General features: G+C 70.2%; 12 protein-coding genes. 3 read left to right on the plus strand and 9 right to left on the minus strand.

All coding sequences use genetic code 11. The annotated features are described in order from the left end of the window. Window positions 1-30 precede the first annotated feature (30 nt). From BMX29_RS13580 to BMX29_RS13605, 6 genes are all read right to left on the minus strand, one after another. Window positions 31-1,206 (minus strand): acetyl-CoA C-acyltransferase, encoded by a 1,176-nt coding sequence (locus BMX29_RS13580; protein ID WP_092813682.1) that lies wholly within the window; start codon window positions 1,204-1,206, stop codon window positions 31-33. Window positions 1,207-1,210: 4 nt separating this feature from the next. Then, window positions 1,211-3,307, minus strand: coding sequence for a 3-hydroxyacyl-CoA dehydrogenase NAD-binding domain-containing protein (locus BMX29_RS13585; RefSeq protein ID WP_092813685.1), 2,097 nt, complete (start codon window positions 3,305-3,307; stop codon window positions 1,211-1,213). Between the two features lie 163 nt (window positions 3,308-3,470). Further along, window positions 3,471-4,265: an IclR family transcriptional regulator gene (locus tag BMX29_RS13590; RefSeq protein ID WP_092813688.1), complete on the minus strand. Its 795-nt coding sequence runs from the start codon at window positions 4,263-4,265 to the stop codon at window positions 3,471-3,473. Further along, window positions 4,265-5,602, minus strand: coding sequence for a TRAP transporter large permease (locus BMX29_RS13595; RefSeq protein ID WP_043844344.1), 1,338 nt, complete (start codon window positions 5,600-5,602; stop codon window positions 4,265-4,267). Before BMX29_RS13595 ends, BMX29_RS13590 begins: the two co-directional genes overlap by 1 nt. A 1-nt stretch (window position 5,603) precedes the next feature. Next, window positions 5,604-6,122 (minus strand): TRAP transporter small permease, encoded by a 519-nt coding sequence (locus BMX29_RS13600; protein ID WP_043844345.1) that lies wholly within the window; start codon window positions 6,120-6,122, stop codon window positions 5,604-5,606. Window positions 6,123-6,205: 83 nt separating this feature from the next. Further along, complete coding sequence (locus tag BMX29_RS13605) at window positions 6,206-7,252, minus strand: C4-dicarboxylate TRAP transporter substrate-binding protein (RefSeq protein WP_043844346.1); 1,047 nt, start codon at window positions 7,250-7,252, stop codon at window positions 6,206-6,208. Window positions 7,253-7,533: 281 nt separating this feature from the next. Between BMX29_RS13605 and BMX29_RS13610 the strand changes: the two genes are divergently transcribed. The 3 genes from BMX29_RS13610 to BMX29_RS13620 all read left to right on the plus strand — a co-directional run bounded on the left by BMX29_RS13610 (window position 7,534) and on the right by BMX29_RS13620 (window position 16,923). Next, a complete protein-coding gene (locus tag BMX29_RS13610) occupies window positions 7,534-13,251 on the plus strand; it encodes a beta strand repeat-containing protein (protein WP_092813691.1) in 5,718 nt (1,905 codons plus the stop codon). Between the two features lie 412 nt (window positions 13,252-13,663). Then, a complete protein-coding gene (locus BMX29_RS13615) occupies window positions 13,664-14,452 on the plus strand; it encodes a PP2C family protein-serine/threonine phosphatase (protein WP_092813694.1) in 789 nt (262 codons plus the stop codon). After that, complete coding sequence (locus BMX29_RS13620; protein ID WP_092813697.1) at window positions 14,449-16,923, plus strand: serine/threonine protein kinase; 2,475 nt, start codon at window positions 14,449-14,451, stop codon at window positions 16,921-16,923. The genes BMX29_RS13615 and BMX29_RS13620 overlap by 4 nt, the downstream gene beginning before the upstream one ends. A gap of 267 nt (window positions 16,924-17,190) precedes the next feature. Here BMX29_RS13620 and BMX29_RS19260 read toward each other — a convergent pair whose 3' ends face one another. From BMX29_RS19260 to BMX29_RS13635, 3 genes are read right to left on the minus strand one after another with little or no spacing between them, the layout of a single operon-like run. After that, the gene (locus tag BMX29_RS19260) at window positions 17,191-18,759 is read right to left on the minus strand and encodes a hypothetical protein (RefSeq protein ID WP_092813700.1); all 1,569 of its coding nucleotides are present in this window, start codon (window positions 18,757-18,759) and stop codon (window positions 17,191-17,193) included. Continuing rightward, complete coding sequence (locus BMX29_RS13630) at window positions 18,756-19,151, minus strand: hypothetical protein (protein ID WP_051487681.1); 396 nt, start codon at window positions 19,149-19,151, stop codon at window positions 18,756-18,758. Before BMX29_RS13630 ends, BMX29_RS19260 begins: the two co-directional genes overlap by 4 nt. Further along, the gene (locus BMX29_RS13635; protein ID WP_092813703.1) at window positions 19,151-19,609 is read right to left on the minus strand and encodes an ExbD/TolR family protein; all 459 of its coding nucleotides are present in this window, start codon (window positions 19,607-19,609) and stop codon (window positions 19,151-19,153) included. Before BMX29_RS13635 ends, BMX29_RS13630 begins: the two co-directional genes overlap by 1 nt.

The following is a 19,609-nucleotide window of genomic DNA, read 5'->3' on the forward strand; positions in this document are numbered from 1 at the left end:
TCCCGGGTTGCGCGCCAGATGCGCGCCGTTTCAGAAAATCTCGAACAGGCCGGCGGCACCCTGGCCGCCGCCGATGCACATGGTGACGACGCCGGTCTTCGCGCCGCGGCGATGGCCTTCGAACATCAGGTGGCCGGTCATCCGCGCCCCGGTCATGCCGAACGGGTGGCCGAGCGCGATCGAGCCGCCGTCGACGTTCAGGATGTCGTTGTCGATGCCCAGCCGGTCACGGCAGTAGAGCGCCTGGCTCGCGAAGGCCTCGTTGAGCTCCCACAGGTCGATGTCGTCGATCTTGAGGCCCTGGCGCTCCAGCAGGCGCGGCACGGCGAAGACCGGGCCGATGCCCATCTCGTCGGGCTCGCAGCCCGCGACGGCGAAGCCCTTGAACCGGCCGAGCGGGGTGAGACCCTCGCGGGCGGCGAGATCCTCGTGCATCAGCATCAGCGCGGCGGCGCCGTCGGACAGCTGCGACGCGTTGCCGGCGGTGATGTAGTTGCCCTCGCCGCGCACCGGGTCGAGCTTCTGCAGCCCCTCGAGCGTGGTGGTCGGCCGGTTGCACTCGTCCATTTCGACGGTGGCCTGCACCTCGGAAACCTCGCCGGTCTCCTTGTCCTTCACCGCCTTCGTGACCTCCATGGGCACGATCTCGGCGTCGTAGCGGCCGGCCTTCTGCGCCTCGGCGGTGCGCATCTGGCTCTGGTAGCCCAGTTCGTCCTGCGCCTCGCGGCTGATGTTGTAGCGCTCGGCGACGATGTCGGCGGTCTCGATCATCGTTTTGTAGAGCTCGGGCTTGTGCGTCTCGATCCACGCCTCGCGCGAATGACGGACCGGCGGCTGCACGAGGCTGATGCTCTCGACGCCGCCGACCAGCACGGCGCCCGCGCCCTCGGTGTCGATCATGTGGGCGCCCATCGCGATGGCCTGCAGGCCGCTGGCGCAGAAGCGGTTCACCGTGGTGCCGGCGATCGAGACCGGCAGACCGGCGCGGATCACGGCCTGGCGGGCGATGTTGCCGCCGGTGACGTATTCCGGGTAGCCGCAGCCCCAGATCGAGTCCTCGATCAGCGCCGGGTCGATGCCCGCACGCTCCACGGCATGCTTGGCGGCGTGGCCGCCCATGGTCGCGCCGTGGGTCATGTTGAAGCTGCCTCTTCCGGCCTTGCCCACGGGGGTGCGGGCGGCGGAGACGATGACGGCCTTGGTCATGGTGTTACCTTTCCCAGCCGTTGAGGCTGTCGAAGTTGGTGTTGTCGGAAACGAGCTGTTCGAGCAGCGGCGCGGGCGCCCAGAAGTAGGGGTCGTCCTTTTCCCAGGCGCGGATGTCGTCGAGCAGGCCGGCGAGGCCCGTCATGTCGGCCCATTTCATCGGTCCGCCGCGGTAGCGCGGGAAGCCGTAGCCGAAGAGCTTGACCGCATCGACGTCGAGCGGGCGCTGCGCGATGCCTTCGCCGACGACGCGGGCGCCCTCGTTGACCATCGCGGCCATGTAGCGGCGCTGGATCTCGCCATCGGTGAAGCTGCGCGGGGTCACGCCTGCCGCCTCGCGCGCCTGTGCGACCAGGGCCTCGACCTCGGGGTCGGGCTCGCCGGTGCGGGCGCCGCCCTCGTAGATGTAGTAGCCGCGGCCGGTCTTCTGGCCGAGACGGCCCATGTGATACAGCTCGTCCGCCCAGGTCGGCACCACGTCACGCGGGTCGCGGGTGGCCTTCTTGCGCTGGCGGGTCATGAAACCGATGTCGAGGCCCGCGAGGTCGGCGACCGCGTAGGGCCCCATGGCAAACCCGAAATCCCTGAGCGCGCTGTCCACCTGGTAGGGCGACGCGCCCTCCAGCACCATCCGGTCCGCCGCGCCGCGATAGTGCGACAGGATGCGGTTGCCGATGAAGCCGTCGCAGACGCCGGCGCGCACCGCGATCTTGCGCAGCTTCTTGGCCAGCGCGAAGGCGGTGGCGGTCACGTCGTTGGCGGTCTTGTCGGCGACCACGACCTCGAGCAGCTTCATCACGTGCGCGGGCGAGAAGAAGTGCAGCCCGATCACGTCCGCCGGGCGCGAGGTGGAGCCCGCGATCTCGTCGATGTCGAGATAGGAGGTGTTCGTCGCGAGCACCGCGCCCGGCTTCATCACCGCGTCGAGCTGGCCGAAGACCTCCTTCTTCACCTCCATCGACTCGAACACCGCCTCGATAGCGAGGTCCGCGTCCGACAGCGCGCTGTAGTCCGTGGAGGTGGCGAAGGCATCCGAGAGGATCGCATCGCGCTTGGCCTCCGCGAGCTTTCCGCGCTTCACGGCGCCGGCAAGGTTTTTCTCGATGGTGCCGCGGGCCTTGGCGGCGGCCTCGTCGTCACGCTCGATCAGGGTGACGGTCAGGCCTGCCAGAAGCGCCGCGGTGGCGATGCCCGCACCCATGGTGCCGCCGCCGATGACGCCGACTTTCGACAGCTCGCGCTGGGCGACGCCGTCGATCTCGGGCAGCTGCGACACCTTCCGCTCGAGGAAGAAGGCATGGATCAGGCCCTCGCGCTGCGGCGTCTCCATCAGTTCGTTGAAGAGGCGGCGCTCATCGGCGAGGCCGGCGTCGATCTCCATCTCCGAAGCGGCGACCACGGCCTTCATCGCGTGGAAGGGCGAGACGAGGCCCTTTGCGGTCTTCTGCAGCGTCGCCTCGGTGGCGGCGACCGCGTCGGCGTCGGCGGCGGGTTTGGGCAGGGCGCCGACCGGGCGGCGTTCGGCGCCCTGCTCAAGCAGGTCGCGCGCATAAGCCAGGCCGGCCGAGCGCGCGTCGCCTTCGCCCACGCGGTCGATCAGGCCGATCTCCTGCGCGGTTTTCGGATCGACGGGCGTGCCGGAAGTGATCATCTCGAGAGCCTTCGGCAGCCCGGTCAGTCGCGGGGTGCGCTGCGTGCCGCCGGCGCCCGGCAGGATGCCGAGCGTGACCTCGGGCAGGCCGAGCTTGGTGCCGGGGAGCGCAACCCTGTAGTGGCAGCCAAGCGCCACCTCGAGCCCGCCGCCCAGCGCCGCGCCGTGGATCGCGGCGACCACGGGCTTGGTCGCGGCCTCGATGCGGTTCACCACGTCGGGCAGCCACGGATCGGCGGGGGGCTTGCCGAATTCCGAGATGTCGGCGCCGCCGATGAACAGGCGGCCCTCGCCGAGAATGACGGCGATGCGCGCGTCGTCGGCCTCGAACCGTTCGATCGCGGCGACGAGGCCCTGCCGCACGGCGTGGCCGAGGGCGTTGACCGGCGGGTTGGCGACGGTGATGAAGGCGACGTCGCCCTCGCGGTCGTAGCGGACGGGATCGGTCATGGGGTCTCCGGTACGGTTGTCGTCGAAGTGGGGAGCGTCAGATTTTTAACTAAAAATCTGCGGCGTCGGGTCCCGAACGGGCGCGGCGCGGGAGTGTGCGGATTTTTAGTTAAAAATCTGCGCCCGGGCGCCAGCGGTGTCGTCTGTGTATGGCGATCCATGGTCAGCCTCGCATCGCGATGGCCGAGCCCTGGCCCATCATTCGCTCGAGCCCCTGCACCGTGGCGGCGAGTTTCGGGCCGACCTCGGTGCGGATGCGATCCTGGCTCAGGTCCGCGGGCATCGCGCCGCAGGTGAAGATCACCGGCTCGCTCAGGTCGTGGGCGTGGAACGGCTTGGCCACGGCGGCGATATTGGGCGTGTAGTAGTCCTCGGGCGGGGCCACGACGAAGCCCTGCGTCACCAGCTGGGCATAGGCCGTGCGCCGGATCTCGGCCGCGCGTTCGCGCGTCAGGCGCGGATCCTCGTCCACCACCTCGGCCAGCCCGTCCTCGGGCAGCGCCGCGAGCATCGCGTGGCCCGAGGATGTGCCGCCGAGCGGCAGCCGGTGACCGACCTCCAGCCAGAGCGAGGCCATGTCGCGAGGCCGCCAGGTCTTCACGATCAGCAGCTTGCCGTGATCGCGCACCAGCATCAGCGACAGGGTGCCCGTCTCGTCGGCAAGCCGCTGCATCGGCCCGCCCGACAGCTCCACGAACGAGATCGACGACGCCGCCATGTTGCCGAGCGCAAGCAGCGCCGGCCCCGGACGGTAACGATCCCGCCGCCGCTGGGTCAGGTAGCCCAGCGACTGCAGCGTGAAGGTCAGCCGCGACACCGTGGACTTGGGCAGCCCCGTGCGCTCGGCGATCTCGGCGTTGCCCAGTCCGTCGTCCGACGGCCGGAACGCGCGCAGCACGGCGAGGCCCCGGGCGAGGGTGGTGGCGAAGCGGCGGTCGACTTCGGGTGTTTCGGTCATCACATCGATCCCGGGATGAGCAGCGACAGAATCGGGAAGGCCATGATCAGGATCAGGACGATCACGTCCACCGACAGGAACCGCAGGATGCCCGAGAAGATCCGGTCGATCGGCACCTCGCGGCCCACAACCCCTGCGATGACGAAGACGTTGAGGCCCACGGGCGGCGTGATCAGCCCGATCTCGAGCAGCTTGATGACGACGACGCCGAACCAGATCAGGTCGAAGCCGTAGGTCTCGATCAGCGGGACCATCAGCGGCAGGGTCAGCACCATGATCCCGATGGGATCGAGGAACATGCCCAGCACCAGGTAGATGACGGCAATCGCGGCCAGCAGCAGGAACGGCGACAGCTCGGCCGCCTGCACCGCGCCGACCACGTCCTGCGCCACGCCGGTGAGCGCCGTGAAGGCCACGAAGATCTTGGCGGCCGCGGCGATCAGGAAGATCGCGGTGGTCTGCATGCAGGTTTCGCGGACCGCGTTCCAGAGCCCCCGGAACGTCAGCTTGCGCTGCGCGAAGCCGATGGCGACCGTCGCGGTCACGCAGACCGCCGCGGCCTCGGTGGCGGTGAAGACGCCGCCGTAGATGCCGCCCACGATGATGACGAACAGCAGCGCGGCGGGCCACGCGGCAATGGCCGCCTCGATCTTTTCCGAGCGCGTGATCGTGCCGGCGTATTTCGGCGCGGCGGATGGATCGCGCGACACCCAGGCGAAGATCACCAGCACGAAGCCCAGGAGCGACAGCAGCCCGGGCAGGATGCCGGCAAGGAACAGCGACGAGATCGAGGTCTCGGTGAAGATGCCGTAGATGATGAACAGCACCGACGGCGGGATCAGAGAGCCGAGCGTGCCGCCAGCCGCGACCGATGCCGTGGCGAGCCGCGAGTCGTAGCCCATCCGCAGCATCTCGGGCGAACAGATGCGGCCCATGGTCGATGCGCAGGCGATGGACGACCCGGTGATCGCCGAGAAGCCGCCGCAGCCGACGACCGAGGCCATCGCGACGCCGCCGGGGACCGGCGCGAGCCAGACGCGGGCGGCGTGGTAGATCTTGGTGGTGATCTCGGCGCGGTAGGCAATGTGACCCAGCGCCACGAAGAGCGGGATCATCGAAAGATCGTAGGAGTGGATCAGGTCGAACGAATTCGAGAAGACCAGCGACGTGGTCGGGGTGAGCGCGCGCTCGGGCATGAAGGTGCCGGTGCGCAGCGCGAAGATCAGGAAGGTGCCGATCGTCGCGACGCCCGCCAGCACGAAGGCGATGGGCACGCGCAGCGCGAGCAGCAGGATGACCGACGCGAAGGCGGCGTATCCGATCAGGGCGGGATCCATCTCAGACCTCCTCGACGCGGTGGACGGGTTCGGCGGCGGGGATGCTTTCGCCCCGGCGCATGCGGCCGACATCGCGCACCAGCATCAGGGCGAGGCGGATCCAGCACAGCGTCACGCCGAACAGGAAGATCACGCGACCCGGCCAGCGAGGCAGGTTCAGGTCGCCGAAGAAGTAGCCGCCCTCGACCAGCGCCTCGTGGGCCTCGCGCCAGCCGGAATAGATCAGCGGCGCCAGCGCCAGCAGGCCGAAGAGCGTGCCGAAGACGAGAAGGGCATCCTGCGCGCGCTGCGGCAGGCGGTTCGACACCACCTCCACGGCGATGTGGGCGCGGTTCGCGGTCACGGCCGCCAGCGGCAGGACGATGGCCGCGACCATCAGTTCCCCGACCATGACGATCGCGTCCGGCACGGCGGAGTTCAGGAACGTCCGCATGGCCACTTGGGCGGTGATCAGCAGACCGAGCCCGAGGACTGCCACGACCGCGAGGTCGAGCAGGAGCTTTTCAAGACGGTGGAGCATGGGGCCTCACCAGAGCGAGGGGAAAGGGGCGGCGCCGGAACGTGCCGGCGCCGCGCTGTCACGACGATGCGGGAAAGGGGCGATCAGCCCTGGCCGTCCTCCCAGGGATAGCCTTCCTCGTCCCGGATCTGCGTGTACTTGTCGATGAGGCCGCGATACTCCTCGAGGAGCGCGTCGGCATCGAGACCCGCCTGGCCGGCACGGTCCTTCCACTCGTCGATGAACTGGGTCGAGGTCTCGACCAGCTTCTGACGCTCTTCGTCCGGCAGCTCGATGATCTCGACACCGGCCTCGCGCATGGTCTCGATCGCCGCCTCGTTGTCGGCGGTGATCAGGCGGCCCAGTTCGTCGGCCATGCCTTCGCCCGCGGTGAGAAGTGCCTCCTGCACCTCCGGCTCGAGGCCGTCGAACACGTCCTTGTTGGCGAAGATGCCGAGGGCGCCGACCTGGCCCCAGTTCATCAATGTATAGCTGTCGATGACTTCCTGCTGTTTCAGTGCCGCGGTGGCGTAGCTGTAGCCCTGAGAGCAGTCGATCAGGCCGGTGTCGAGTGCCTGGTAAGCGTCGTAGATCGACATCGGCACCATGTTCGCGCCGAATTCGCGGAAGGTATCGCCGTAGGCGCCCACGCCGCGGACCTTGAGGCCCGAGATGTCGTCGACCGAGCGGATCGTGGCACCCTTGCAGCCGACGTGCACGGCCGACGTGGTGAACGTGCCGAGGTAGACGAGGTTCTGGTCTGCGAGGTTCTGCGCGATCGCGTCGGAGTTGCGCATGAGCTCGTCGGTGGCCTTCATGCCGACCCACGCATCGGGGTTCTGCAGCGGCAGGTCCGCGATGTTGTAGGCGACCATCTCCTGCGGGAAGTAGACCGCGATGATCGTGCCCATGTCGGCGATGCCGTCACGGATGCCCGAGACGGCTGCATTGGCCTTGAACAGCGCGCCACCCCACTGGATGTCGAGGCTGAGATCGCCGTCGGTCAGCTCCTCGGCCTGATCGGCGAACCATTGCAGCGCCTCGGCGCGGGCCCCGCGGTTCGGGCCGGCCTCACCGACAAAGAGCGACTGCGCGGAGGCCGCGCCCGCGAGGGCGAGGGCCGCGGTGGCACCTAGCAAGATACGTTTCATACTTCCTCCCTAATTCCGATATGCGGAACTGCATTCCAACATGCAGTTTTTGGCTAACGCAGTCATGCGCGAATCGCAAGGTAGGTTTGCGCAAGCCCGCGGTATGGGCAGGGCGGCGCCGGTGCGATCGCCGGTGGATCAGGGGAAGGCCGGGTCGGGAAAGGCCGTGCGGCGGGGCAACACCTCCGGCAGCGGCAGGGCTGTTCCGCTGCGAGGTCTTGCAATGATTCCGGACCCCTATAACGCTAGCCGCGAATTTTCGTTCGATTGGACCCGCGCAGATGGTTTCCCCGCTTCCCGTTCCGGCCTCGTCCATCGTCCGCGCGATCGCCTCCGCACCGCGCCGCCGGGGCCGCCTCATGGGCAGCACCGCGATCTTTGCCGCGCTCGCCTTCCTCGCGAATCCTGCGGTGGCGCAGGATTTCGAATGGACCGGCGTCCAGGACGCCAATTGGGACAGCGCGGGCAACTGGCAGCCGCTGAGCGGGTTTCCCGACGGCTCCGACAACAGCGCCACGTTGCCCGGCGGAGCGTCGAACACGGCGATCGACCTGGGCGGCGGCACGATCACGCTCGAGGCGCTGACCATCGAGAACGACGAGGCGGCGCCCTACTCGCTGTCGAATGGCACGCTCGTCTTCGAGTCCGCGACCGGAACACCGGTGCTGACCTTCCAGGAGACCGGCACCGAGCTCGATAACGGCGCCACCGAGATCGTCGCCGACGTGACCCTAGCGGAAGAGACCGAGGTCTCGGTCGGGGGCGGGCTGACGCTCGACATCGACGGGGCACTCGGCGGGGCGGGCGCGCTCCGCAAGGTCGGGGACGGCACGCTGGCGCTTGGCGGCGCGAACGGCGGATATGGCGGCGACATCACCGTGAACGGAGGCACTCTCTCGCTGACGAGCGACGGGGCCGATGGGACGGGCACGGTGATCCTCGACGGTGGCGCGGTCCGCGCCGATGCGAGCATCACGCAGAGAAGCGACACGCGGGTGGCCGACGGCAGCACCGGCACCGTGGCGGTCGGCGACACGTTCACGCTGGCCACCACCGGCACCGATCTGACGCTCGGCACCGGATCGACGGTGACCTTCCTGGCGGACGGCGCGGACGCAACGCTCGAACTCGGCTACCTGACCACCACGACAGGGGCCGGTGCGCGCGCGGTCGTCGCGGGCGACGGGGTCGTGAGCCTGCTGAGCCCCGCGAGTTCGGACCTCCTTGCCACGGTGACCGAGACCGAGGTGACCGGGACCCTCGATATCGGGGTCAACGGCACGGTGAACGCTCTGACCGGCACCGGAACTGTTCTGGTGTCCTCCTCCGGGGCCACGCCGCTGCTCACGCTCACCGGCGCCTCGACCTTCGATGGCACGCTGAGCGACGGGGCCGGCACGCTGAACCTGCGTGTGGATGGCGGCGCCGACTTCACCTTCGCGGGCACCGGGGCGTTCAGCGGCCTGACCACCGTGGCCGGCACCTTTACCAATACATCGACGGTCGCAGACGTGCAGACGCTGAGTGGCGGCGCCTTCCAGATGACGGCGGGCAGCGCGACGTCGCTCGACAACGCGGGCACCTCCACGGTGTCTGGCGGCACCCTCGGGGCGCTGACGAACAGCGCTGGCGCGACAACGCTCTCGGGCGCAGCCGAGGTCACCGGCACCACCACGGTCACCGGCGGCACCGTGAACACCTCCGCCACCCTCGGGGCGGTCGAGGTGACCGGGTCCGGCGCGCTCACGGACGGCACCGCGGGCGCGGTCACCAATGCCGGTATCGCCATCAACGCGGCCAGCGTGGAGAGCCTGTCCAACACGGACGGGGTCTTCACCAACACCGCCACGGGCACCATCACCGGCACCGTGCTCGTCGAGGGCGGGTCGCTGTCGAACGCGGGTACCGTCCTCGGGGCGACCGAGATCGCGGACGGCGGCGTCGTGCAGTCGACCGGCACGCTCGGAGACGTCACCAACGCAGGAACGCTCGAGATCGCGGCAGGCAGCGCCGACGTGGTCGACAACTCCGGCCAGGCGACCAACGCGGGGACTGTGACCGAACTCCGGCAGTCCGCGGGCCGCTTCGACAACGCGGGCACGATCTCGGGGACGGCCAACGTCTCGGGCGGCCTTTTGTCCAATACCGGCGAGATCGTGGGCGACACCACGGTCGAGGACGGCGGGACCCTGCTGTCGTCGGGCACGCTCTCGGGGGGGGGCAACGACGGCACCACGGACATCGCCGCGGGCGGCACCGCCGACACGGTCGAGAACTCCGGCACCGCCACCAACGCGGGCGTCATCGGCCGGCTGCTGAACTTCGCGGGCAGCTTCTTCAACTCCGGCACGATCACAGACGAGGCCGAGATCACCGGCGGGACGGTCTCAAACGAGGGCGTCATCGCGGGCACCGCCACGGTCGGGCCGGACGGCACGCTCGAGTCGACCGGAACGCTCGCGGATGTCGTGTCCGAGGGCACGGTGACTATCGCCGAGGGTGCCACCGCCGAGACGGTCACCAATTCGGGCGACGTGGCGAACGCGGGCACCGTCGCGTCCCTCGCGAACACCGGCGGGAGCTTCGACAATGCCGGAACGATCACCGGCGCCGCCGATATCACCGGCGGACAGCTGACCAACCGCGGCAGCGTGGCCGGCACGACCACGATCGGCGCGGACGGCACGGTGGTATCCTCTGGCACCCTGGCCGGCGTCACCAACGCGGGCACGCTGACCATCGCGGCCGGCAGCGCCGGGGCCGTGACGAACTCGGGCACGGCGCAGAACGCGGGCACGGTGGAGACGCTGACGACCTCTGGCGGCACGTTCGAGAACCTCGCGAGCGGGGTGATCTCGGGCGCGGTGCAGGCCGACGGCGGCACGGTCGAAAACCGCGGCACGGTAAACGGCACGACCTTCATAGGTGAGGGCGGCACGGTCGCATCCTCCGGCACGCTGGCCGAGGTCGAAAGCGATGGTACGCTGATCGTGACCGCGACCGGCAGCGCGGCGCGCGTCCTGACCCGCGGCACCGGCAGCAATGCCGGGACCCTCGAACGCCTCGACAGCGCGGCCGGCACCTTCGCGAATACCGGGACGGTCGCTGGCCCGCTGGTAGTAAGCGGCGGCACCGTCGAGAACCTCAGTGGCGCCGTTGCGGGTGCCACCACCATCGGCGCGGACGGTGCCGTGATTTCCACCGGGACGCTGCAAGCGGTCACTTCGGCGGGCCGCCTGTCACTGACATCGCGGGACGCGGTCGCGGGCGACGTGGTCAACAGCGGCACGGGCGACAGCCTCGGGACTCTGGCGAGCCTCCTGAACCGCAACGGCAACTTCGAGACCGCGGGCCTCGTGACCGGCGACGTCACGGTGAGCGGCGGCACAGTGGTGAATGCCGGCACCATCGAGGGGGCGACCCGAACCGAGATCGACGGCACGCTCGTCTCGACCGGCACGCTGCGGGATCTGAGCAACGCCGGGAGCGCTGAAATTGCGGGCGGCACCACCGGCGACATTGCCACGAACGGCACCCTGATCGTGGGTGCCGACGGCACCACCGGCGAGGTCACCAACCGGGGCGACGCCCGGTCTGCGGGCACCGCCCTGCGCGTCGTCAACGAGGCCGGACGTTTCGAGACCACCGGCACGGTCACCGGCGGTGTCCTGAACGGGAATGCGGCCACCTTCGTCTCGTCCGGCGAGATCGGCGGCGCGTTCCGCAACGTGGGCGACGCCGACGCCACGCTTTCGGGCGTGATCGATGGCCAGGTCCGCAACGGCGGCCGCGCAACGCTGACCTTCGATGGCGACACGTCGGGGCTCAACGATCTCATCCAGACGAGCGAAGGTCTCATGCTGATCGACGGCGGCACGGTCATGCTGGATGCGGACGCAACGGCAACCAACGACACGGTCCTCCGGATCGCCTCGGGCGCGCTCGATGCCGAGGGGGACACGGTGCTGATCAACCGCGGCACCGCCGCGCTTCTGATCGACGAAGGCGGGACGCTCGCAGTTCCGCTCCGCAACCGCGCCAACGCGCGGCTGAACCTCGACGGCACGATCCAGGGCGGCGTCCTGAACGATGGCCTCGCGACCGTGGCGGGCACGGTGACCGGGCGGTTCCGCAACACCGCCACGGCGTCCGGTGAAGGCCGTCGTCTGCTGGTGGACGGAGATTCGGCGTTCGGGTCGCTCCTGAACTTCGGCAACACGACCTTCGGTGCGGACACCACCTATGGCGACTTCGAAAACGACGGCTTCGCGCGGGTCCGCGAAGGCGTCACGATCGGCGGCGGCGCCCTGGTTAACCGGGCCGTTTTCGGCCTGCAGGCCGGCGCGCGGGTGGATGGAACGGTCACGAACCTCGACCAGATGCTGATGCGCGACGGCGCCGCGGTGGGCGGCGTGCTGCTGAACGCGGGCGACCTGCGCACCTTCGGTGACACCTCGGTCGGGACGTTCGTCCAGAACGCCGACGGCACCCTGCGGCTTGGCACCGGGCGCGAGGACGGCTCCACCGCTCCGCAGCGCGCCGCGGGTGACATACTGCGGGTCGAGGGCGACGCCGACCTGCGCGGCACGATCATCTTCGACGTCGATCTCGGCGGCACGACCGGCGTGGACGCGGCGTCGGTGGCCTCGGATTCCATCGTGGTCGAAGGCGGCGCGGTCCGGGGCGACGTGGCCTTGCAGTTCGAGCCGCTGAGCGACGACCGGGCGATCTTCGGCGGTGCGGTCGCCCTGATCGACTACGACGACGGCGCCGATTACGACCTGTCCTTCACCGCGCTCGGACTGCCGACGAACACCTCGGTGCTTTACGAGGTAGTCAACAACACCGCTGCCTCGGCGGTCCAGTTGCAGGCGGGCGCGAACCCCGCGATCGGTGGCCTCGCCAGCGGTATCGCGCTGACCCAGTCGCTGATCGGATCGGTGGTCAACCGGCCGTCGAGTCCCTTCGTCACCGGCGCCGCGGCTGGCGCGGAGGACGATCCCTGCGGCTACGGCACCTGGGCACGGGCCACGGGCGGCCGCGCCGACGCGGAAGGCGAGACCGAGACCTCGCTCGGGACCTTCGGCAGCCAGATCGACGCGAGCTATCGCGGTCTGCAGGTGGGCGGGGACTACGCCTGTTCTGGCGGGCGCTTCCGCGGGTTCGACCTGACCTTCGGCGGCATCCTTGGCGTCAACGACGGCTCGACCGAGCAGCCGGTCTACAGCTTCGACGCGAACCGGGGCGTGCTGGATACCGATGTCGTCACCAGCGTGAACAAGACCGACTTCACCCAGACCTATGGCGGCGTCTACGTCGCTGCGGCGCGCGATCAGCTCGTCGCCGACCTGCAGTACCGGCATGAACTGACGCAGTTCGACCTCGAGAACGACGTCCGGATCGAGGGTCAGGGCCTTGGCGTCGATGACCAGGAATACGACAGCCGCGCGAACACGATCTCGGGCTCGATGAGCTACGCGATCCCGTTCGGCAAGGGCGCGGGCCTCAACCTCGTGCCGACGGCGGGCTTCTCGATCAGCCGGGTGTCGACGGACTCGCTGAGCTTCTCGAACCTGCCCGACGACCAGGTCCAGAGCGCGCTCGGCACCGACGACGGCATTCTGGAATTCGAGGACTACACGTCCAAGATCGGTTTCCTCGGTGCCTCGGTCTCCAAGTCCCGGATCCTGCCCGACGGGATGCGCGCACTGACCTACTTCGCCACCGGCACGGTCTACCGCGATTTCGCCGACGGCGTGACGGCCAACTACTACCGGGTCGACAGTGAGGGCGAGAAGGTCGGCGATCCGTTGGAATCTCGCAGCTCGAACCTCGGCACCTACGGCGAGGTCAGCCTCGGCCTGAACTACACCAAGCTGTTCGAGGCCGGTGCCGCACGTGCGCCCAAGCAGCTGAACGCCTCGGTGCGGGTGGACAGCCGCTTCAGCGAGACACTCGACAGCTGGGGGCTGACGGCGCAGATGCGTCTGCAATTCTGACGGGAGCCGGGGCCGCGCTTGACTGTGGCCCCGCCTGCTTCCAAGGTTTCCCGAACGGCGCGCGGGGCCATTCCTGTTCAGGCGCGCCACGATGTCGGGCGGCGGGGCATTCCATGTCTGGGTACAGAGCGGTCGGCCGGTTGGACCGGCCAGTCCCTGCATCGCAGGCCGTGGAATACGTGCTGCGGCGCCGAAAGGACGCAGGCTTTTCGCACTCCGCGCAGGCGCTGCTTCGTGCAGGCCCGGCCCGAAGTTGGCAGCCGGCATCCGGTTGCACCACAGCCGGCACGCAGACGGCGAACACGCCTGTTCGCGTCCCGGCGGTGAACCGCGCGAGCCATTCGGCCGGCCTTGCGCAAGCCGCGATCCCGGCCCGGGCGCCGCGGCTTCGGCGCACCGGGGGAGGCGCAGGATGACGTACAACGACTTTCTATCCTTCGAGACCGGACAGGCCTCGGATGTCGGTCTGCGCCGAGAGGTGAACGAGGACGGTTTCCTGTCGAGCCCCGAAAGCGGGCTCTGGCTGGTGGCCGACGGTATGGGCGGGCACGCGGCCGGCGACTTCGCCAGCCAGACAATCGTCCGAGAACTCGTGTCGATCGGGCGCCCCGGCAGCTCGGACGACCTGCGCGCGCGCTTCCTCGAGCGGCTGAGCCACGCGAACCTCGTGATCCTCGAACACGCCAACCTGCTGGGGCGGGGAACGATCGGCTCGACCGTGGTGTCGCTGCTGGTGCATGGCCGCGACTATGCCTGCATCTGGTCCGGGGACAGCCGGGCCTATCTCTTTCGTGCCGGGCGGCTGACGCAGATCACGCGGGACCACACCGAGGTTCGCGCGCTGCTCGACGCCGGCACGATCACCGAGGAAGAGGCGCGCCACTGGCCGCGAAAGAACGTCATCACGCGCGCGATCGGTGTGACCGACACGCCGGAATGCGACACCGTCGAGGGGCAGGCCCGGGAAGGAGACACGTTCCTCCTGTGCTCGGACGGGCTGACCGAGCATCTCGAGGATCACGAGATCGCGAACCTCCTCGGCGAGGCCCTGCCACCGCAGGCGATCTGCGATGCGCTGGTCCGCGAGACGCTCGCACGCGGGGCGCGGGACAACGTGACCGTGGTGGTGATGCGCTGCGGCCCGGCGCCCGAGGGCGACCTCGATCGGGTCTACGCCGGCGAGATGGACGAGTTGCAATGACCGGCGGCAAGGACGGACAGGATAACGACCGCACCCGGCTCGGCCCGCGTCCGGGGCCGGCGACGCGGGACGGCGGTGCCTCTGACCGCGCGACGCCCCGCGACGAGGGGCGCGCGAACCTCGCGACGACACCGGACGAAAGGGCATCTGCCGAAAGGGCGACGCGCGGCACCGACGCGGAAAACCCGGAGGAAGAGCAGGAGGGCACGCGGTTCGCGCCGCTTCCGCCTCCGGGGGGCGACGCGGAAGGTTCGGACGACGCGCGACCCCTGTCGGACCCGTCATCCGGCGTCAGCGGCGCAGAGGACGACACGACCCGCGTCCTGGCGGGGTCGGGCTATGCCGATCCGGACCGACCGGACGACTACGAGGGGACGCGATACGATCCCCGCATCGTAGGGGCGCCAGCCGCTCCCGAGGGGCCGGCGCGGGACGGCACGCGATACGCGGAGCTTCTGCCCTCGGACGGGGCGCCTCCGGCCTCGGACACCGGCACGCACGGGTCCGACCCTGCGGCCGGCGCCGCTCCTTCCGTGGACGACACCCGCCGCGCGCCGCTTGAGGCGGGGGCCGAAGACGAGGAGGCCACCGCCGTCGGACCGCCCCCGGCGATACCGCGCCCCCGTGCGGGCGGGGCGGGCGCCGCGCCGATCGCGGTCGGCACGCTCGTCAACAACAACTACGAGATCGTCGAGGTCGTGAAGGCCGGCGGCATGGGCGAGGTCTTTCGTGGCATCGAGATCGGCACCGGCGACCCGGTGGCGCTCAAGGCGATCCTGCCCGAGCTTGCCGAGGACGAGAAGGCGGGCCTGCTGTTCAAGCGCGAGGCGCGCACCCTGCGTCAGCTCGCCGATGACGCCATCGTGCGCTACTACAACTACGTCCACGACCACGCGCTCGACCGCTACTTCCTGGTAATGGAGTTCGTCGACGGCGTGACGCTGTCGGACCACCTCAAGGCGCATGGCCCGATTTCGACCAACGCGGCCCGCGCCCTTTTGCGCCGGCTTGCCCGCGGGCTGTCCAAGGCGCACGAGCGTGACGTGATCCACCGTGACCTGTCGCCCGACAACGTGATGCTGCCGGGCGGGTCGGTGGCCGACGCGGTCCTGATCGACTTCGGCATCGCGAAGTCGAACGTGGTCACCGAGGGCACCATGCGCGGGCAGTTCGCGGGCAAGTTCAAGTACGTGGCACCCGAACAGCTTGGCCACCACCGCGGCGCGATCGGGCCTTGGACGGACATTTACGGGTTGGCCCTCATGCTGTGCGCGGCGGTGTTGGGCCGGCCGCTCGACATGGGATCGTCGGTGGTCGACGCGGTGGAATCGCGGCGCACGATCCCGGATCTCGGGTCGATCCCCGGCGCTCTGCGGCCGCTTCTGTCCTACATGCTCGAGCCCGCACCCGGGGACCGTCCTGCCTCGATGGCCGAGGTGGAGCGGATGATCGACGCGCCGGACAGCGTGCCGACGCGCTACGGCGGCGGTGTCACGCAAGCCGAGACCCGGCCACCTTGGGAAGCGCCGCTCGCCACGCCGACGACGACGCGCGGACCGCAGGGACCGCGGGCGATCTCCCCGGTGCCGATCCCGCTGGCGGGGGCGGAGGGCGCGCCGACGCTGGCGGAGCCGCGACGCGGCGGTCCGCGCTATGCGCTCGCCATCCTCTCTCTGGTCGTGCTTGGCGGAGCGGGATGGTTTGCCTGGTCGACCGGTCTTTTCGAGGAAGGTGCCGCGCCCCCGGGCGCTGGCCAGGAGGCCGCAGGGGATGGCGACGGCGCGGCGGGCCTTGGCGCGCCGGATACGACCACGCGCGAGGGGTTTCTCGCCACGTGGGACGGCGGCGACTGCACCCTCGCGACACGGATCGCCGCCGGCGCGAACACCGGCCTGATCGCGGGGTACGCGGGACCGGGGAGAACGCAGGCGTTCTCCGGACTGTCCGGCGCCTACGAGGAGCGCTTCGGCGCGGCGCCGGAGATCCTCGCCCGCAACGTCACGGAGGCGCAATGCCCGGTCCTCGACTTCGCGGGATCGGTGCAGGGCCGCGGCGGCGACACGGTGCGGCTGGCGCTGGACGCCGAGCAGGTGGCAAGCGGAGGGGCCGTTACCGCCCAGGTGGACGTGCCGGACGGGCGGTCTGTATGGGTGGCGCTCGTGTCTGCCGCGGGCGGGGTCTACAACCTCACCGGACGCCTGTCCGAGCCGGTGGGCGGCGCGCGGTCCCTGAGCTTCGGGCTGAACCTGTCGGAAAACGCGGAGGCCGCTCCGCAGCTCGTGGTGGCCGTGGCGACGGAGACGCCGCTGGCTGCCGCGGCCGCGGCACAGGACGGCACGCGGGCCGAGGTTCTCTTCGCGCGCATCCTCGACGAGATCACGTCGGGCCCGGGCGAGGTCGGCGCGGATCTCGGGCACGTCCTGTTGCTGCCGCCCGGGGGCACGGACGAGACGTCAGACGGTGGCGAATAGCAGGACGGACGCCGGCGTAGCCGGCCGGGCCCCGGCTCTCGCTACTCGGGCAGTTTGATCGCAGCGTCGTGCCTCACCACCTGCTGCCCGATGCATTCACGGGATCAACGGCGTACCGCAAGCAACAGGTTGGCCCCTCCTTGGCCCGGGATGGTCACGGGCTCCGGGCAGTATTCCCTTCCAAATTGCCCGATGTCGCTGGCTCCTGCGGTCCCACGGTCTGCGGCCAAGTCAAAACACTCGCTCGCGCCCTGCCGCGGCGTTCGCTCAGCGGACGTCGAAGGTGGCGACCGCCATCAGCGTACCGCGCGCCTCTTCGCCCGTGAGGCCGGCAAAAACCTCGCGGGCGCGCTGTCCGGCACGGTCGCGGATCGTCGTGAGCGGCGAGCTCGACGCCAGCGCCAACAGCATCTGTCTTGTGTCGCGCTGCGCGCCGACGCGCGTGACCGGGACCTCGAACCGCGCTACGTCGCCCGAGAACGCCACGAACCGCTGAAGGTCCTGCACCACCCCATTGGTGTCGATCAGCAGAAGCGTCAGGTAGCGCCCCCGCGCGCCGCGCACCTGTCCGCGGATCGAGGCACCGCTTTGCACCACGTCGCGGTCGAGCGACAGGCCCAGGCGGCTCGCCGGGTAGTCCTGATTCTCGCGCACGTAGCCGAGTGCGGGGCACTGGCGCGGATCGACCAGCGTCCGGCTCTGACGCACGGCGTCGTCGGCGGTCAGAAGGGCGTCCGCGAACGTGCTCATTGCGGCGTCCTCGGCCGCCACCAGCGCAAGGCCCACGCCGTCGGGCCCGTCCCGGCGCGGCAGCGCGGCGAGGCACGGATCGGCGGGCGTGGACCGGATGCGGGAGATCAGGTCGCCGAGCGCGAGATCCTGCCGCGAGGGCGTCTCGGGGCGGGCGCGGGGAAATGTGGCTTGTGCGCCGGCGTTCGGGCGGTCCGAAAACGGCGACGGCACCGGAGTGGCACCGGCACGGGCCGTGCGGCGGTCCTCCGGGCTTTCGCGTGCGGCGTCGGGAGCCACGGGGGCACTTCCGGGTGCGGAGGCGCGTGTGTCGGGACCGGGTTCGATGGCAGGTGCGGCAAGCGTGGGTCCAACTGCCTCGGGCGCCGTGGTCGGCCCGGCCGGAGACGGCGCCTCGGACGGGCCGACCGGCAGGACCTCGCTCCCACCCGGTGCAGCCGGCGCCGCGGCCGTCGCGCCGTCTCCGAGAAGGGGCCCGGGATCGAGGCGCGCTGCTTCGGGCGGGGCGGTCCGATCCGGTTGCGCATCTGTAACAGGCGCCTCGGCTTCTGGGGCGGTCGCCGACGGCGCGGGGGACACGGGTGCCAGCGTCTCGTCGGTGACCAGCTCGGAGCGGTCCATTATGATGGGGGGGGCCGCGTCGGCGGGGGCCTCCGCAGCGGCAGGCGATTGACGTCCGGGCGTCGTGGGCCGCGCCTCGATCTCGGGCGGAGCCTCCATTGCGGCGGGCGGTTCGACGTCATCCGCGCCGGCGGCGCGCGCCGGTCCGACATCGGCCTGCGCGCTTTCCGACGGCGGGGCTTCCATGGCTTGCTCGGGGCTCTCGCCCTGCTCGATGGCGGCAGGGGGCGCGTCGGGCTCTCCACCGGCCACACCTTCGCGCAGGTCGACCCCGGCGAGGACGTCGCTGTCGAAGCGCTCCAGCGTGATGACGGTGCGGGGCGCCGCGCGCTCGTCCGGCAGGGGCACGGGGGCAGAGTAGAGACCGAGCACCGCCAGCACGATTCCCACGTGCGCGAGCACAGAGGTGCCGGCGGAGACGGCCCAGGTGCCAATCCCGGCGTCGGGCGCGGCAAGCAGGCTCATGGCCCCGCTCCGGACCGGATGGTGACGAGGCGGATGTCCAGGGCGTTCAGCTCTGGTTCGGACAGCAGCTCGATCAACTCCAGAGCGGGGGCGCCGCGGTCGATCAGCACGTTCAACCGGGTTTCGGTCCCGAGCGCCGCGCCAAGTTCGTCGCGCGAGATCGCCACGCCATCCAGGGTCAGCCCGCCGGACGGCTCGACCGCCAGAAGCGGCTGCGGCAGCGTGTCGAGCGGCAGCGCCGCGCTCTGCGCGAGGTCCACGCCGACACCGGGCGAATTCAGGAGCGACCCGGTGGCGAGGAAGAACAGGATCAGCAGCAGCACGATGTTGACGATCGCCAGCGACACGTCGAGCTGGACCTTCTCGCGGCGGGGCGGGAGCAGGCTGCGCATCAGAGCCGCCCCGAGGCGACCTGCACGGAACCGACCTCGGCCGCCTGCAGGGATTCGAGCACCGTCGCGATGTCCTGAACCGTGGCTCCGGGCCGCACGAGCACCACGACGTCGGCGGGCGTGCCGTCGGCGCCGAGCGCCTCGGCCAGCGCAGGCAGGGCGTCGAAACCGAAGCGTTGACCGCCCACGCGCACCGCGCCGGCCTCCAGCGTCCAGAGCGCGGTGGGGGCCTGTGGACGTGCGGGCGTCTCGGCCTCTCCGCCGCCGCCAGCTGTACCGGGCTGCGTGACCTCGGGCGCACCGGGCGCGCTCTGAACCGGCAGCAGCGCGTAGGGTGTCAGGTTCGACGACAGCATGAAGAAGATCAGCAGCTGGAACATCGCGTCCGCCAGCGGGGTCAGCGCGAAGCGGTAGCGCGGCCGGCGCACCGGCAGCTCGAGCCGACCGGTCCGGGCCAC

Origin of the sequence: Roseivivax marinus (assembly GCF_900109705.1) — a bacterium.
GTDB classification, from domain to species: domain Bacteria; phylum Pseudomonadota; class Alphaproteobacteria; order Rhodobacterales; family Rhodobacteraceae; genus Roseivivax; species Roseivivax marinus.

Excerpts from the sequence above, each read along its gene's own strand:
- BMX29_RS13580 (WP_092813682.1), bottom strand. The coding sequence starts at position 1,206 with ATGACCAAGGCCGTCATCGTCTCCGCCGCCCGCACCCCCGTGGGCAAG.
- BMX29_RS13585 (WP_092813685.1), bottom strand. The coding sequence starts at position 3,307 with ATGACCGATCCCGTCCGCTACGACCGCGAGGGCGACGTCGCCTTCATC.
- BMX29_RS13590 (WP_092813688.1), bottom strand. The coding sequence starts at position 4,265 with ATGACCGAAACACCCGAAGTCGACCGCCGCTTCGCCACCACCCTCGCC.
- BMX29_RS13595 (WP_043844344.1), bottom strand. The coding sequence starts at position 5,602 with ATGGATCCCGCCCTGATCGGATACGCCGCCTTCGCGTCGGTCATCCTG.
- BMX29_RS13600 (WP_043844345.1), bottom strand. The coding sequence starts at position 6,122 with ATGCTCCACCGTCTTGAAAAGCTCCTGCTCGACCTCGCGGTCGTGGCA.
- BMX29_RS13605 (WP_043844346.1), bottom strand. The coding sequence starts at position 7,252 with ATGAAACGTATCTTGCTAGGTGCCACCGCGGCCCTCGCCCTCGCGGGC.
- BMX29_RS13610 (WP_092813691.1), top strand. The coding sequence starts at position 7,534 with ATGGTTTCCCCGCTTCCCGTTCCGGCCTCGTCCATCGTCCGCGCGATC.
- BMX29_RS13615 (WP_092813694.1), top strand. The coding sequence starts at position 13,664 with ATGACGTACAACGACTTTCTATCCTTCGAGACCGGACAGGCCTCGGAT.
- BMX29_RS13620 (WP_092813697.1), top strand. The coding sequence starts at position 14,449 with ATGACCGGCGGCAAGGACGGACAGGATAACGACCGCACCCGGCTCGGC.
- BMX29_RS19260 (WP_092813700.1), bottom strand. The coding sequence starts at position 18,759 with ATGAGCCTGCTTGCCGCGCCCGACGCCGGGATTGGCACCTGGGCCGTC.
- BMX29_RS13630 (WP_051487681.1), bottom strand. The coding sequence starts at position 19,151 with ATGCGCAGCCTGCTCCCGCCCCGCCGCGAGAAGGTCCAGCTCGACGTG.